We start from the raw sequence: 14,690 nt of genomic DNA, 5'->3' as shown, positions 1-14,690 counted from the left end.
AATACCGTCCGAACCGCCGGTCCGAGGCAGACAAGAAATGACCCGCGCGCCATGTTTTAAGGCGCAATCGGGCAGTGAGGCGGATATGGCGAGTTACGATTACTCGGGGCAAGCGCGCCCCGAGCAGACGCATTACACGAATCAAGCGCATTCTGAGGATGCGTATGATTATTCCGACGACATGCAGGATTATGACGCGCCTCCGGCCTCGGCGGGATTTGGTCGCGCAATCAATATTCTGGGCGCTGTGGCCTCATTGGCGCTGGTCGCTGGTGTGGCTGTCTGGGGCTATAAGCTGATTATACGCGATGTCAGTGGTGTTCCGGTTGTACGTGCTGCCGAAGGACCAATGCGCATTCAACCCGAAAATCCGGGCGGTACACCTGCGGATCATCAGGGCCTTGCGGTTAACGCCGTGGCCGCCGAAGGTTCAGCCGCGGCTCCTGCTGATCGTCTGATCCTGGCACCACGTCCTGTGTCCCTGACGGACGAGGATCTGCCTGCGGGGGAATTGAAACCGACACCAGCGGTCCATGTGATCGAAGAACCGATTTCGAACCAGGAAGCTGCTGAAATGCGTCAAAGCGCAGTGGATGCGTTGGTTGCGGAACTGGCAGGGGAAGCCGCCCAAGCGGGACAACCAACCGGGCAGGGCGTGCAACTGGCCTCTCTGACGACACCTGAAGAAGAGCCCGCAATCGACCCTGCGGACTTTGCCGCACAATTGCCTGATCCTAAGATAGCTGCCTTGCCGGGGGTACGTCGGTCTTTGCGCCCCAATACCCGTCCGGCGCGCGCATCCCGCAGTGCCGTATCGCCGAGTGAAAATTCAGAAGACGCGATCAACGCAGCCGTCAAGGCTGCCGCCGGTTTGGATGTCGCCCCGGATGCACTGAGCAAAGGCACGCGTTTGGCCCAGCTTGGCGCGTATGAGAGCACCGAAGTCGCGCAGGCTGAATGGGACAGAATGAATAACCGATTTTCCGAGTATATGGATGGAAAACAGCGTGTTATTCAGAAAACTTCAAGCGGTGGACGCACCTTTTATCGTCTGCGAGTTTTAGGCTTTGAAGACCTAAGTGACTCGCGCCAGTTCTGTGCGGCGTTGGTCGCGCAAGGGGCGGACTGTATCCCCGTGGCTGTGCGGTGAAGTTTGGCGCCACGATCACGGATGCCGAAGGCCTGCGCCTGACGCTAGAAGAACGCGCGTTGTTCCGCCAGATGAATCCGTTCGGGTTCATCCTGTTTGCCCGTAATATCGATACGGCTGATCAGGTTCGGGCCTTGTGCGATGACTTTCGCGAGGCGGTGGGCCGCAATTGCCCCATCACTATCGATCAGGAAGGTGGTCGTGTGCAGCGTTTGCGCGCCCCTATGGCCCGCGAATGGCTGCCTCCGTTGAGCCATGCGGAACGTGCCGGCAGTGACGCTGAACGCGCCATGTACCTGCGCTACCGCTTGATCGCTGATGAGCTGTTTTCCTTAGGCGTCGACAGCAATTGCGCGCCAATGGTAGACGTCGCGCAAGCCGAGACTCATGCTTTTTTACGTAACCGCTGCTACGGCACGGATGCGGACACGGCCGCCCGGATTGGACGCGCTGTGGCGCAAGGGCATCTGGACGGCGGTGTACTGCCGGTTCTGAAACACATTCCCGGTCACGGGCGCGCTGTGCTGGACAGTCACTATGACCTGCCTCACGTGGACTTGCCGCTGGAGGAGTTGGAGCGCAGTGATTTTGCTCCGTTCCGCGCACTGAATGACCTGCCGATGGGGATGACGGCGCATCTGGTCTACGATCAGATTGACCCAAAACCAGCAACCATTTCTGCCCCGATGATGGGCTTGATCCGCGAAAATATCGGATTCGAAGGTCTGATCATGACCGATGATATTTCGATGAAGGCGCTCAGCGGGTCGCTGGCGGACCTGTCGCGGCAGTCGCTGCAAGCGGGATGCGATGTTGTCTTGCACTGCAACGGTAGTCTTGCCGAGCGTATCGAAGTGATGGAGGCTGCAGGCGATATGTCCGACTTGGCGCAAACGCGTGCTGACCGAGCCCTCGCCATGCGCAAAGCCCCGCAGGAACTTGACATACAGGCCGCTGAGGCGGAACTATCTCGCCTAATGGGCGGGCAGGTGTATGAACGATAACCTTTTCAGCGAAGACCCGGTCTCGGTCGCGGATCGTCTTGCGGCCGAAGCATTGATCGTTGACGTCGACGGCTTTGAAGGCCCGTTGGACGTGCTGCTGACCCTGTCACGCACGCAAAAGGTTGATCTGCGCAAAATCTCGGTTCTGGCGCTGGCGCAGCAGTATTTGACCTTCGTCGAAAAAGCCCGCGCGCTACGGATCGAATTGGCGGCGGACTACTTGGTTATGGCTGCCTGGCTGGCTTTCCTGAAATCCCGTTTATTATTGCCGCCAGACCCGGATGACGAAGGTCCTTCGGGCGAAGAGCTGGCCGCACATCTGGCGTTTCAACTGGAACGGCTGCAAGCCATGCGTGATTCCGCCGCGCGACTGATGGCGCGTGATCAGCTGGGCCGAGATTTCTTTAGACGCGGGCAAGGCGAAGACATTCGGCGCGTTCGCACGGTAACTTATTCAGCGACGCTGTTGGATCTGATGCAGGGTTATGCCCGCATTCGCACGCGTGACGAATTCCGCCCCTTCGTCATGGACCGTGATGCTGTCTTCACGATGGAACAGGCCTTGGAGCGGATGCGCCCCCTGATTGGGTTTGCCGGTACGTGGACGGATATGGAAACCTATCTGCCCGACGGTTGGGACGCTGACCCTGTACGCAGACGCTCGGCCACGGCGGCGACCTTTGCTGCCTCACTGGAGCTGGTGAAAGAAGGACATATGGAGATCAAGCAAAGCGAGACCTTTGCCCCGATCCAACTGCGCAAGAGGACCGAGACACGTGACTGACGCCCCCAACGAAGATGGCACCGGCACCCTGTTCGAGGCGCCCCCTCCGGCCGAGCAAGAGCGCATGGTCGAGGCGGTTCTGTTTGCCAGCGCAGACCCGGTGACGGTTGGTGATCTCGAGGCGCGTATGCCTCATGGCAGCAACGCGGCGCAAGCGCTTGAGCTGTTGCAAAGGCGGTATGAAGGGCGGGGCGTGCGTGTCGTCAAAGTCGGCGAGGCATGGGCGATCCGAACCGCCCCTGATCTGGGCTTTCTGATGCAGAAGGAAACGGTCGAAACTCGCAAGCTGAGCCGGGCGGCCATCGAAACGCTGGCTATCGTGGCCTATCACCAGCCCTGCACCCGGGCCGAGATCGAGGAAATCCGCGGTGTATCCGTCTCGCGCGGGACCATCGACCAATTGCTCGAGATGGAGTGGATTAGGCTGGGGCGTCGACGCATGACGCCGGGTCGCCCGGTCACCTTTGTGGTGACGCCGCAGTTTCTGGACCACTTTGGGCTGGAGAATGCCCGCGATCTGCCGGGCCTTAAGGAATTGCGCGCGGCTGGATTGCTTGAAAACCGTCCGCCTCCGGGCATGATCCCGTTGGGCGAGGGGCAAGAAGACGAAGAGGATGAGGATCAATCCGAACTGTTCGAGGAAGAGTGATCGCGAAGCCCTTTTGTTGCCGTATGGATCGCCTATGTTAAGCCGCAGCAAATGGAGTCGAGTAAATGAACGCCAATCGGATCATCAACATGATCGTGCGCCAGGTGATGCGCCGTCTTGTTACTCGCGGAGTCGACAAAGGATTTGATCTGGCGGATCGGGTGACGAGAAAGCCGGGCGAAACGCACAGCGCACCCAGCGATCCGGAAGGCAAACGTCGTATGGCCGAGAGCGCGGGTCGGCAAAGGCAGAACATGAAACAGGCACAGCAGCTGACCCGTCAGATGCGCCGCTTCATGAAGTTCTGATTACCCGTCGACGGCCTTGAAATGCTTGGACAGTTTCAGGCCCTGTCCCTGATAGTTGGATGCAATGCCGGCACCATATAGTTGAGTCGGCATCTCGGTCATCCGTTCATACACCAAACGCCCGACAACCTGACCGTGCTCCAACACAAATGGTGCTTCGTGGCAGCGCACTTCCAGCACACCACGTGACCCGGCGCCGCCAGCGGCAGCATGCCCAAAACCGGGGTCAAAGAACCCGGCATAGTGTACTCGGAATTCACCGACCATCGCCAGATATGGGGCCATTTCAGCCGCATACATGGGCGGGATATGCACCGCCTCGCGGCTAACGAGAATGTAAAACGCACCGGGGTCGAGGATGATCCGGGCATCCTTGGTGCGTACCTCTTCCCAGTATTCCTGCGGGTCGTATTCGCCGATGCGATCCAGATCGATCACGCCGGTATGCGGTTTGGCGCGATAGCCAACCAAATCGGTATCCGGCAATTGAAGATCGACCGAAAACCCCAACCCGTCCTGAATAACAGCAGGCCCGTCGACCAAGGGCGAGTCGGCATGTAAGGCGGTCAGTTCTGCATCTGTCAGAACCGCTTGTCCCTGACGAAACCGAATCTGGTTCAACCGCATTCCGGGACGCACGAGAACCGAGAAAGAGCGCGGGCAGATTTCGGCATACAGTGGACCAGTATAGCCTGCGGGCACCCGATCAAACTCGGTCCCGCCATCGGTGATTGTACGGGTCAACAGGTCCAGTCGCCCGGTCGAGCTTTTGGCGTTGGCAGCCGCGCTGGTGTTCTTCGGCAGGACCAGTGATTCCATCAGCGGCACCAGATAGACGCAGCCCTTTTCCAGAACGGCCCCATCAGTGATGTCGATGCGGTGCATCTCGAACTCGGCCAAACGATCCGCGACCGTGCGCCCTTCGCCTGAAAGAAATGACGCACGCACACGATAAGCGACTGTTCCCAAACGTAAATCAAGGCTGGCAGGTTGAATTTGTGCAGGCAGGACGTCCGGGGTGGCGGTGATCTCACCGCGCGCAATCATCGCTTCAAGCTGTTGGTTCGGGCACACGCCTGTCATTTCGATCCCCCCTGTTGCCAGAAGAGGATCTGGCCTGTCTGCCATAAACGTCGGTGTAAATTGGTCGGGCTAGCAGGACTCGAACCTGCGACCTTCCGTCCCCCAGACGGACGCGCTACCAGGCTGCGCCATAGCCCGACGTTTGGCTTTTCATATAGGTTTCCCCGGCAGGGGCAAGAGGAAAACAATACCTTTTTTCCTATCCCGTCGCGTGGGGTTCGACCCGGTCCAGCCACCTGCGCAAGTCCCTTGCGATTGGCTCTATCCGGCTCAGAAGATCATCGTCAAACTCTGACCGGTTCCATGCCAATGACGCGATTCCACCCATAAGGGGGGCTGCATCCAATTCGGGGTCTCTTGATTTGGTTATCGATGGCGTACCGGCAGTCGTTTCTTCTGTGTGTGCGTTCGTGTCGGTCGGCTTCGCACCAGAATCGTCAAGATCCAGACGGATTTGTTTTGCCGGAGGAGCAGAGTTTGCGGAAAACGGGATTACGGTGTCGTCCGCCACAGAATCGGGCCGAGCGTCTTCGTCCAGCCCCTGAGACAGGGCCGCCACGTGCGCCACACCTTGTTCCCGCAGTATACGTTGAACGCCTTTGATCGTGATTCCGTCTTCATGCAGCAGCTTCTTTATGCCACCCAGCAGCCGCATGTCATTGGGACGGTAATACCGACGGCCACCAGCGCGTTTGACAGGTTTGACCTGAGTGAACCGGCTTTCCCAGAACCGCAGGACGTGGGCCTGTACCCCAAGCCAATCCGCAACCTCACTGATTGTGCGAAATGCGTCGGGTGACTTGCTCATATCCGTGCGACCCCGGACTTACTCGCGGTTCCCGGCGGCGACGCGATCCTTCATCAGGTGCGACGGGCGGAAGGTCAGCACGCGGCGGGGCTGAATCGGAACTTCTTCACCGGTTTTTGGGTTGCGGCCAATACGGGCGGTTTTGTCCCGAACGCTGAATGTACCGAAAGATGAAATCTTGACCTGCTCGCCGCGCACAAGTGCGTCGGACATGTGGTTCAGAACGCTTTCGACCAGTTGTGCACTTTCGTTGCGTGAAAGGCCAACCTCACGAAAGACGGCCTCGCTCAGATCCATTCTGGTCAGTGTTTTGTCGCCCATGCCATTTTCCCCTGTTGATATCAAAGCATACGGTCAGGGCAAATTCGCTGTCAATATCAATGAATTGCAGGCGGCTGTGTAAGCCGGATTGCGCCTGTTACCAACGCAGGACAACCGCGCCCCAGGCCAGACCGCCGCCGATGGCTTCTGTGACGATCAGATCACCGGGTTTGATTTGCCCACGTTCCTTGCCCACCGAAAGGGCCAGCGGAATTGATGCGGCCGAGGTGTTGCCGTGATCTTGCACGGTTACAACGACGTTCTCCATCGGCAGACCCATCTTTTTAGCGGTGCCCTGAATGATGCGAATATTGGCCTGATGCGGCACGATCCAGTCCACATCCGCGCTGCTGAGGCCCACGTGACTCAGTGCAGTTTCGGCTGTTTTTGCAAGTTTTTCAACGGCATGGCGGAAGACCTGATTGCCCTGCATCCGCAGATGGCCCGTCGATTGAGTGGATACGCCACCATCAACATAAAGCAGATCCCTGTACCGTCCGTCCGAATTCAGATCGGTGGCCAGAATACCGCGATCCTGCGCCGTCCCGGCACCATCCTGCGCCTCAAGAACCAGCGCACCGGCGCCATCACCGAACAACACACAGGTCGAACGGTCAGTCCAGTCCATGATTCGGGAAAAGGTTTCGGCCCCTATAACCAATACGCGTTTGGCTTGACCTGAGACGATCAGAGCGTTGGCGTTGCTGAGGGCAAAAACAAATCCGGCGCAGACCGCCTGGACGTCAAAAGCAAAGCCCTTGGTCATGCCCAGCCGCGCCTGAACCATTGTTGCGGCAGACGGGAATGTCAGATCCGCGGTCGAGGTGGCCAGAATAATCGCATCAATATCATCGGCTTCAAGACCGGCGTCGGCCAATGCGGCCTCAGCGGCTTTGGTCGCCAGATCAGATGTTGTTTCGTCATCGGCAGCAAAATGGCGCCGTTCAATCCCCGAGCGGGTGCGAATCCACTCATCCGTTGTATCCAGCGTCTTTTCGAACTCGGAATTGGGGACCACACGTTCCGGCAAATAATGCCCGACACCTACAACAACTGAACGGCCTGCCATGTTGGGGTACTGCCTTTTTTGTTATTTATCTGTCTGCGGCGCAGCCTGCGCGGCATCTTGTGCAAGCTGGGCAGTGGATGCAACCCGTGCCGCCAACTTTTCGGCGAAACCTGATTGAGCCAGCGTAAAGGCTAATTTGACCGCCGCCGACACGCCAGTTGCATCCGCACCACCGTGCGATTTCACTACCGTTCCGTTCAGGCCCAAAAACACACCGCCGTTCACGCGGCGTGGATCAATACGCTTTTTCAGGCGCTGTAGCGAGGTGATCGCCAAAATTGAGGCCAGGCGCGACAGTGGCGTGTATTTGAACGCCTCGCGCAGCAGATCACCGATCAGGCTGGCGGTGCCTTCGCCAGTTTTGATGGCGACGTTGCCGGTAAATCCGTCGGTGACAATGACATCCGCCTTGTCGCCAGGAATGTCGCTGCCTTCGACAAAGCCCACAAAATCGAAATTCGCCGGACCTGCAAAATCCGAGATCATGCCGTGCGCTTCCTTCAACTCGGCGCGCCCCTTATGTTCTTCGGTTCCGACATTGAGCAGGCCGATACGCGGGCGGTTCAAGGCCATCCCGTTGCGGGCGTAAGAGGCGCCCATAAGTGCGTATTGCAGCAGATCCTTGGCATCGGCACGCACATCTGCGCCGACATCCAGCATCACGTTAAAGCCATGCGGGTTGCGTGACGGCCACAGAATCGCGATGGCCGGGCGGTTCACACCCGGCAGTTTGCGCAAGCGCATCATCGACAGCGCCATCAACGCACCGGTATTGCCGCAGGACACTGCTCCATGAGCTTCGCCTTGACGGACGGCTTCCAGCGTGGACCACATCGAGGTTTGCTTGCCGTTGCGGACAACCTGACTTGGTTTGTCCTCCATCGTGACAACGTCCGTGCAATCACGAAAAACGACGCGTCCCTCTAGGACACGTCGTTTAGCGACTAACTTACGCAGCACTTTTTCAGGACCGTGCAGCAGAAACCCGATATCGGAGTTCTTCTTGGCCGATTGCGCAAGGCCTGCCACAACAACTGAAGGACCGGCGTCCCCACCCATTGCGTCAACCGAGATGGTGATCCGTCCGGCGTGCGTGGGTTGTTCAGTCATGCCTTGGCCTGCGCTCAATCAGGTTTAGGCCGCGTCTTCGTCCAGGTCGATTTCGTCGGCCTGTGCGACGACTTCACGATCATCATAGTGGCCGCAGGATGCACACACGTGATGCGGGCGCTTCAACTCACCGCAGTTGGCGCACTCGTTCGGGTTTGCAGCAACCAGAGCGTCATGTGCACGGCGATTGTTGCGGCGCGACTTGGAAACTTTGTTCTGTTGGACAGCCATGGTCTCAACCTTTGTCTACTAAGGGTCGGCAGATTCGCTGCTGACCGGGTTTCATTCTTCGTGTTTCTCGTGGTTTGACGCGCGTTTAGGGGACGAGCCCCGCAATGTCCAACCCAAATTCCGTTGAGCGCGCGAAAATACTGCGATTCTCGACATGTTCAAGCGATTTTTCTGACCGCCTGCTATGACAGGAATTCAAACCCCTGTCACTCGTCTTTTTTCAAAGAGTCGCGCAATCCCGCCAATCCAGCAAAGGGTTTGACGTCCTCGTCTGTCATCGCCTTTTTGCCCGGTTCGGTATAGCCGGCCTGCGCCAATTCAGCGTCGTCCTTGCGCGGATATTGCGGCAGTGCCAGTGACAGCGCTTCGATCATAACTTGTTCAGGGTCGATTTCCGGGCCCAAAGGCTCGGTCTCGTCTCCTTCGGGGATCTCGAAATCAGGCTCATCGGGGTCGGCCCAGTCGGCCATAAAAACGCGGGACACCGGTATATCGATCCGAGTCGTGACCGGCTCCAACGTCACCACACAAGGTTGAATGACGGTTGCACCCAGCTTGCCCGTCAGAATCCAATCCCGTTTTCCCTGTGCGCGGACGTCGCCTACAAAACTGAGCTTGCGTAATCCAAGCAACCCCAGATCGTTCTTTATAGCCTCCAGCGCCTTGGTTTCAGGGCGCAGGCCAAAGGGGGTCGGGGCATTTTGGGGCAGGTCGGCCACCCGCAATGATGTAACGTTGCTCATCCGTGAGCCTTTCCTGTGTTGAACCGTGGCAGCGGTTTCTGTAATCGGATAGAAGCCGCAAGAGGCCAAGGCAAGAGGGTGCGCATGTTGAAGGTAGTAATCAGGTCGAAATCGACGACGAAATCGCTCGTCTTTGTTGCCTGCCTGGCGGCGCTCGGGGCGTGTACTCCGATTTACAAGAATCACGGCTATGTGCCGCCCTCTGAAGACTTGGCTGAAATTCAGGTCGGCAAAGACACGCGCGACAGTGTGGTCGAAGCGATAGGAGCGCCAAGCGCATCCGGCGTCGTGCAGGATTCCGGCTATTATTATGTCCGGTCGCGTATCCGTCACTATGGTCCGAAAAAACCCCAAGTCGTTTCGCGTGAACTGGTGGCGATCAGTTTCGATCAACGTGGTGTTGTTCGAAACATCGAACGCTTCGGTCTTGAGGATGGAATCGTTATTCCGCTCGAACGCCGTGTGACCGATTCCAGCGTTCAGGACAAAGGATTCCTGCGTCAGCTGCTGGGCAATATCGGTAACTTCAATCCGGCGAATATTCCGGGTGCCAACTAAATCGTAGCTTCGCCTCGTTATGTTCACACGACCGTCACCCGGCGTGTGATAAGGAAACCGCGATGGCGAAAACGGGTCGGCAACCTCGGAGGATGCGACCATGGTAATGGCAGTTTTGTTGAACAAAGGGCGGTATCGGGCTCGTTTGGCGCGGTCTGCCCTTGATTTGGCAGAGGCGCAGCGGTTGCGATCGCTGGCCTTTGGTACCGAAGACCTGGATCAGGACGTCTTTGACTCGATCTGCGCGCATATCCTGATCGAGGATATGCGCGCAGAGGGACAATTGGTGTGCTGCTTTCGCATGCTGGCCATGGAGCATGGGGGGGAGGTTGGTCGCAGCTATTCAGCACAGTTCTACGATCTGTCGACCCTTGAGGATTTCAGCGGGCGTATGGTGGAAATGGGCCGGTTCTGCATTCATCCGGATTGGACGGATCCAGATATTTTGCGCGTCGCATGGGGCGCGATGACTGCTTATGTGGATCATAACAAGGTGGAAATGCTGTTTGGCTGTTCTTCTTTCGCCGGGATTGAAACGACCGAATACTTGGATGCCTTTGCCATGCTCAAGCACCGGCATCTGGGCCCAAGCCGCTGGTTGCCGCGAGTTAAGGCCCCGGATGTGTTTCGTTTTGCTGCGCGGTTGCGCCGGCGTCCGGATGCAAAAAAAGCGATGCTACGGATGCCACCGCTGCTACGTACTTATTTGATGATGGGCGGGTGGGTCAGCGATCATGCGGTGGTGGACCGGCACATGAACACGCTGCATGTCTTTACCGGGCTTGAGGTTCGGGCGATTCCCTCGGCACGCAAACGTCTGTTGCGCGTAGTGGCAAGTTAGATTGAGTATTTTTGAAAAGGTGAAGCCGGGGCGTTGACGCCTTGTTCCTGCCGGTTTAGCTGGCAGACATGGCGAGAATTCCTTTGTTACAGATGTCCGGCATTTCCCTGACCTTCGGGGGTGATCCGGTGTTTTCCGATTTGGATCTTGTGGTCCAGCCGGGTGATCGCGTGGCGCTGGTCGGGCGCAATGGCTCGGGTAAATCCACGCTGATGAAAGTGATGGCGGGCCTGGTTGAACCTGATCGGGGCGATACCGTGATTCCGCCGGGGAAATCCGTTGGGTACATGGAGCAAGATCCCAGCATGGAGGGATTCGCGACGTTAGGCGATTATGCGTCGAGCGGCTTGGAACCTGGCGAGCTGTACAAGGTTGAACGTGCCGGAGAGGGTTTGAAGTTCGATCCGTCCCGCGCGATCGAAACAGCCTCGGGCGGGGAACGGCGGCGCGCGGCGCTGGCCAAGTTGATGGCCGAAGCGCCGGATCTTATGTTGTTGGATGAACCGACCAACCATCTGGACATCGAAGCCATTGCGTGGCTTGAGCGAGAGCTGGGTGCGACGCGGGCGGCCTTTGTTCTGATTTCACACGACCGGGCGTTCCTGCGCGCGTTGACCCGCGCGACCCTGTGGATTGACCGAGGTGCCGTTAGAAGGCACGAGCAGGGGTTCGAGGCCTTTGAAACCTGGCGCGACAAGGTGTGGGACGAGGAAGATCAGCAGCGGCACAAGTTGAACCGATTGATCAAATCCGAGGCCCGTTGGGCCGTCGAAGGCATCAGTGCGCGGCGTAAGCGCAATCAGGGGCGCGTACGTGCGCTACAGGCGTTGCGAGCTGAGCGGGCGTCCCAGATCAAGCGGCAGGGAGCTGCCGCTATGGCTTTGGAATCTAGTCCGAAATCCGGACGTAAGGTGATTGAAGCTAAGGGCCTCTCGAAAACGTTTGGTGACCAGCAGATCGTGCGCAACTTTGACCTGATGGCCCAACGTGGGGATCGCGTGGCCTTTGTCGGCCCCAATGGGGTTGGCAAAACGACATTGCTGAAGATGCTGCTGGGGCAAGAGGCTCCGGATGAAGGTTCAGTGACCCTCGGGACCAATCTGGAGGTCGCGGTGTTTGATCAGGCGCGGGCACAACTGGACCCTGAGATGAGCCTTTGGGACAGCCTGACCGGTGATCCCGAGATGCGCGTTTCGGGCAAGGCCGATCAGATCATGGTCGGTGGGCAACCCAAGCATGTTGTAGGCTATCTCAAAGAGTTTCTGTTTGATGAAGGGCAGGCCAGAGCGGCTGTTAAGTCCTTGTCAGGTGGCGAAAAAGCGCGGTTACTACTGGCCAAGTTGATGGCGAAATCTTCCAATCTGCTGGTGCTGGACGAACCGACAAACGATCTGGATGTCGAGACGCTGGACCTGTTGCAAGAGTTGTTGGACGACTATGATGGCACGGTTCTGCTGGTCAGCCACGACCGGGATTTTCTGGACCGCGTGGCCACGACGACCATTGCAATGGAGGGCAATGGCCGGGCCACGGTTTATGCGGGCGGGTGGTCAGATTACATTGCGCAGCGTGGCGATGTGGTCGGAGATAAAGAAGAGAAAACAAAAACTTCCAAGTCAAAGATAAAGCAGGATACTAAGCCCAAAACCGGTCTGTCATTCTCGGAAAAGCACCGGCTTGAAAAACTGCCGGCCGAGATTGCGCGACTGGAGGCCGAGATTGCCAAGCTTGAGGAGTTGATGTCCGACCCTGCGCTGTTCACGCGCGAGCCGGTCAAGTTTCAAAAGGCGACCGAGGCGCTGGTCGAGCGGCACGAGAAACTGTCGAATTCTGAGGAAGAGTGGCTGATGCTCGAAGAGAAGGCTGAAGGCGCTTAAGTACAAATTGTACGTTTGGAGCGGGCGTGATTGTACAAAACGTACGTTTTGTCAGGAGCCCTGACTTCGAAAAACTCACTCAATAGGGCGGGCTGGATTTCCGACGACTGTCTGACCGGGCGCCACATCTTTGGTCACCACGCTGCCCGCGCCGATGATGGCGTTGTCGCCGATGGTGACGCCGGGCAGGATGATGGCGCCACCGCCCACCCAGACGTTTTGGCCGATTGTGACGGGACGGGCGATTTCCAAACCCTGCGCGCGTTCGTCCGGATCTTTTGCGTGTTGCGCACAATAAATATGCGCGTTCGGTCCGAACAATGTGCCATCGCCGATCTGAACAGGTGCGGTATCCAGAATGACGCAACCGGTATTGAAATACACCCGGTCGCCGAGGTGAATGTTAAACCCATAGGCACAGTGAAACGGTGCCTCAAGGTAACAGTCCTGACCGGTGCGGGCGAACAGGGATTTCAGTGCGGACGCCATATCGCTGCGGGTGTCCGGATCGCACGTGCCGTGCGCATGAACCGCGCGCCGCGCTTGGGCGCGCAACGCGGAAAGTTCCGGGTCCAGGCAGCTATACCACGCGCCTGCTTGCATCTTTTCCCGTTCAGTCATGCCCAAGGCTTAGCGCATACGTAGCGCGCCGTCGATGCGGATGACCTCTCCGTTCAGATAACCCATCTCGACAATGAACCCGGCGAGCCGTCCGTATTCATGCGGATCACCCAGACGGGCTGGGTTGGGGACGTCAGCGGCAAGCTGTTGCTGCACGTCTTCGGGCAGTCCGGCCAGCATCGGGGTCATGAAGATACCGGGCGCGATGGCCATAACCCGTATTCCGGTGGACGCCAGATCGCGGGCCATGGGAAGGGTCATGCCAACCACACCGCCCTTGGATGCGGCATAGGCGGCTTGTCCTTTTTGGCCGTCGAACGCGGCAATCGAGGCAGTATTGATGATCACGCCGCGCGCGCCGTCCGGCTCGGGGTCATTCTTTGCCATTTCGACGGCGGCCAGACGTGAGACGTTGAAGGAGCCGACCAGATTGATGTCGATGGTGCGCTGAAACGCGTCCAGTGGGTGCGGTCCATCCTTACCGACAGTTTTGATGCCATTAGCGATACCTGCGCAGTTTACGGTGGCCGTAATCTTGCCCATTTTGTCCGTCGCGGTGGCGATTGCGGCGGCAACCGAGCTTTCGTCGGTGACGTCGGTCTGCGCAAAATGCCCACCAATCTCGTTTGCGACGAGCAGACCGCGATCCGCATCCCGGTCGAGGATCGTGACCTGAGCGCCCTGAGCTGCAAAGTGACGGGCCGTGGCCTCGCCCAGACCAGATGCGCCTCCGGTGATGAGGGCGGCGGTGGCGGACAGGTGCATGGTGGACTCCTCCCAAAGATTTGAACAACCGTTCAATAACTGTTTCCACAGCACTGTGTCCATAGACTTGATGGGGCAGGGTGTCAGATTCGCAAACTGTGTCCGACCGGCGCGCGAGATTTATGAACATATCCTCAACAAGTCTTAATCTGCTCTTCACGGTGGATCGCCATCTCGTGAACGAAGAACCTGACGCTGTCGGGTGTTTCTTTTGTCAGGAGGTGCCGAAATGTTAACGAGTACGAAACAGAATCTGGGCGCAATTGTAGCTGTGCCTTTCTTTGGAATTGTCATGATCAGCAGTGCGGCTGCTGATCCGGGAACTTGCAATTGGAAGACGGCACGAAATCTTGCCAATTCTGGCGATTATGCGGCTTTGTGTGACTGCGCGCAGGTAACCCCAAGCTTTCTGGAAAGGCTTCAGAAGCGATCCGATTTCGAAACAACACTGAGTGTTACAAGTGCACAATGCCCAGGGCTGGCCGCGTTGCTGACCGACTTGCCGACCGCAAGCCTGTCAAACGCAGCTGATCGTCGGGGAGAGGATCGGAGCTCGGATCCGGGTGGAACTTCGGTTGCAGACAATGGTGGCAACGCTGGTGGTCCGGGAAATGACGGTGGCAACCCAGGGAACGGCGGCGGTGGCGATGGCGGTGGTAATGGTGGCGGTGGCGATGGCGGCGGTAATGGCGGCGGTGGCGATGGCGGCGGTAATGGCGGCGGTGGCGATGGCGGCGGTAATGGCGGCGGTGGCGATGGCGGCGGTAA

At 58.1% G+C, this 14,690-nt stretch carries 18 protein-coding genes and 1 tRNA gene; 9 read left to right on the top strand and 10 right to left on the bottom strand.

What is annotated here, in order from left to right; translation table 11 throughout:
- Nucleotides 1–37: 37 nt before the first annotated feature.
- The 5 genes from HW561_RS07030 to HW561_RS07010 all read left to right on the top strand — a co-directional run bounded on the left by HW561_RS07030 (nt 38) and on the right by HW561_RS07010 (nt 3,895).
- Nucleotides 38–1,150, top strand: a complete 1,113-nt coding sequence (locus tag HW561_RS07030) for an SPOR domain-containing protein (protein ID WP_235962827.1) — start codon at nt 38–40, stop codon at nt 1,148–1,150.
- Entirely contained in the window at nt 1,147–2,154 is a 1,008-nt protein-coding gene (nagZ, locus tag HW561_RS07025) for a beta-N-acetylhexosaminidase (RefSeq protein ID WP_176863072.1), read from the top strand. Before HW561_RS07030 ends, nagZ begins: the two co-directional genes overlap by 4 nt.
- Complete coding sequence (locus tag HW561_RS07020; protein ID WP_176863069.1) at nt 2,144–2,938, top strand: segregation and condensation protein A; 795 nt, start codon at nt 2,144–2,146, stop codon at nt 2,936–2,938. Before nagZ ends, HW561_RS07020 begins: the two co-directional genes overlap by 11 nt.
- Nucleotides 2,931–3,587: an SMC-Scp complex subunit ScpB gene (gene scpB, locus HW561_RS07015; protein ID WP_176863067.1), complete on the top strand. Its 657-nt coding sequence runs from the start codon at nt 2,931–2,933 to the stop codon at nt 3,585–3,587. Before HW561_RS07020 ends, scpB begins: the two co-directional genes overlap by 8 nt.
- A gap of 65 nt (nt 3,588–3,652) precedes the next feature.
- A complete protein-coding gene (locus tag HW561_RS07010; protein ID WP_176863065.1) occupies nt 3,653–3,895 on the top strand; it encodes a hypothetical protein in 243 nt (80 codons plus the stop codon).
- Here HW561_RS07010 and HW561_RS07005 read toward each other — a convergent pair whose 3' ends face one another.
- From HW561_RS07005 to HW561_RS06970, 8 genes are all read right to left on the bottom strand, one after another.
- Nucleotides 3,896–4,978 carry a 2'-deoxycytidine 5'-triphosphate deaminase gene (locus HW561_RS07005; RefSeq protein ID WP_176863063.1) on the bottom strand — a complete coding sequence of 361 codons (1,083 nt, stop codon included), beginning with the start codon at nt 4,976–4,978 and terminating at the stop codon, nt 3,896–3,898.
- A 61-nt stretch (nt 4,979–5,039) separates the two neighbouring features.
- A tRNA-Pro gene (locus tag HW561_RS07000) sits at nt 5,040–5,116 on the bottom strand.
- Nucleotides 5,117–5,177: 61 nt separating this feature from the next.
- The gene (locus HW561_RS06995; protein ID WP_176863061.1) at nt 5,178–5,786 is read right to left on the bottom strand and encodes a MerR family transcriptional regulator; all 609 of its coding nucleotides are present in this window, start codon (nt 5,784–5,786) and stop codon (nt 5,178–5,180) included.
- An 18-nt stretch (nt 5,787–5,804) separates the two neighbouring features.
- On the bottom strand, nt 5,805–6,107 hold the full coding sequence (gene ihfA, locus HW561_RS06990; RefSeq protein ID WP_176863059.1) for an integration host factor subunit alpha: 303 nt from the start codon (nt 6,105–6,107) through the stop codon (nt 5,805–5,807).
- 97 nt (nt 6,108–6,204) lie between these two features.
- A complete protein-coding gene (locus tag HW561_RS06985; RefSeq protein WP_176863057.1) occupies nt 6,205–7,176 on the bottom strand; it encodes a beta-ketoacyl-ACP synthase III in 972 nt (323 codons plus the stop codon).
- Nucleotides 7,177–7,197: 21 nt separating this feature from the next.
- Nucleotides 7,198–8,286: a phosphate acyltransferase PlsX gene (plsX, locus tag HW561_RS06980; protein WP_176863055.1), complete on the bottom strand. Its 1,089-nt coding sequence runs from the start codon at nt 8,284–8,286 to the stop codon at nt 7,198–7,200.
- A 24-nt stretch (nt 8,287–8,310) separates the two neighbouring features.
- Complete coding sequence (gene rpmF / locus HW561_RS06975) at nt 8,311–8,517, bottom strand: 50S ribosomal protein L32 (protein ID WP_037316137.1); 207 nt, start codon at nt 8,515–8,517, stop codon at nt 8,311–8,313.
- Nucleotides 8,518–8,723: 206 nt separating this feature from the next.
- Complete coding sequence (locus HW561_RS06970; RefSeq protein ID WP_176863053.1) at nt 8,724–9,260, bottom strand: YceD family protein; 537 nt, start codon at nt 9,258–9,260, stop codon at nt 8,724–8,726.
- Between the two features lie 84 nt (nt 9,261–9,344).
- On the opposite strand from HW561_RS06970, the gene HW561_RS06965 reads away from it, so the two are divergent.
- The 3 genes from HW561_RS06965 to HW561_RS06955 all read left to right on the top strand — a co-directional run bounded on the left by HW561_RS06965 (nt 9,345) and on the right by HW561_RS06955 (nt 12,536).
- Nucleotides 9,345–9,818: an outer membrane protein assembly factor BamE gene (locus HW561_RS06965; RefSeq protein WP_176863051.1), complete on the top strand. Its 474-nt coding sequence runs from the start codon at nt 9,345–9,347 to the stop codon at nt 9,816–9,818.
- Between the two features lie 106 nt (nt 9,819–9,924).
- Nucleotides 9,925–10,659: a GNAT family N-acetyltransferase gene (locus HW561_RS06960; protein ID WP_176863667.1), complete on the top strand. Its 735-nt coding sequence runs from the start codon at nt 9,925–9,927 to the stop codon at nt 10,657–10,659.
- Nucleotides 10,660–10,727: 68 nt separating this feature from the next.
- Entirely contained in the window at nt 10,728–12,536 is a 1,809-nt protein-coding gene (locus tag HW561_RS06955; RefSeq protein WP_235962826.1) for an ABC-F family ATP-binding cassette domain-containing protein, read from the top strand.
- 75 nt (nt 12,537–12,611) lie between these two features.
- On the opposite strand, the gene HW561_RS06950 is transcribed toward HW561_RS06955, so the two are convergent.
- Nucleotides 12,612–13,157 (bottom strand): sugar O-acetyltransferase, encoded by a 546-nt coding sequence (locus tag HW561_RS06950; protein WP_176863049.1) that lies wholly within the window; start codon nt 13,155–13,157, stop codon nt 12,612–12,614.
- Between the two features lie 9 nt (nt 13,158–13,166).
- Complete coding sequence (locus HW561_RS06945; RefSeq protein ID WP_176863047.1) at nt 13,167–13,922, bottom strand: 3-hydroxyacyl-CoA dehydrogenase; 756 nt, start codon at nt 13,920–13,922, stop codon at nt 13,167–13,169.
- Between the two features lie 229 nt (nt 13,923–14,151).
- Here HW561_RS06945 and HW561_RS06940 point away from each other — a divergent pair.
- The coding region (locus HW561_RS06940; protein ID WP_211198541.1) for a hypothetical protein at nt 14,152–14,690 on the top strand (539 nt) is incomplete at its 3' end.

This window comes from Ruegeria haliotis (assembly GCF_013377785.1).
Classification (GTDB): domain Bacteria; phylum Pseudomonadota; class Alphaproteobacteria; order Rhodobacterales; family Rhodobacteraceae; genus Ruegeria; species Ruegeria haliotis.
The sequence above is the reverse complement of the archived record's forward strand: the minus strand, read 5'-3'. Positions and strand labels throughout refer to the sequence as shown.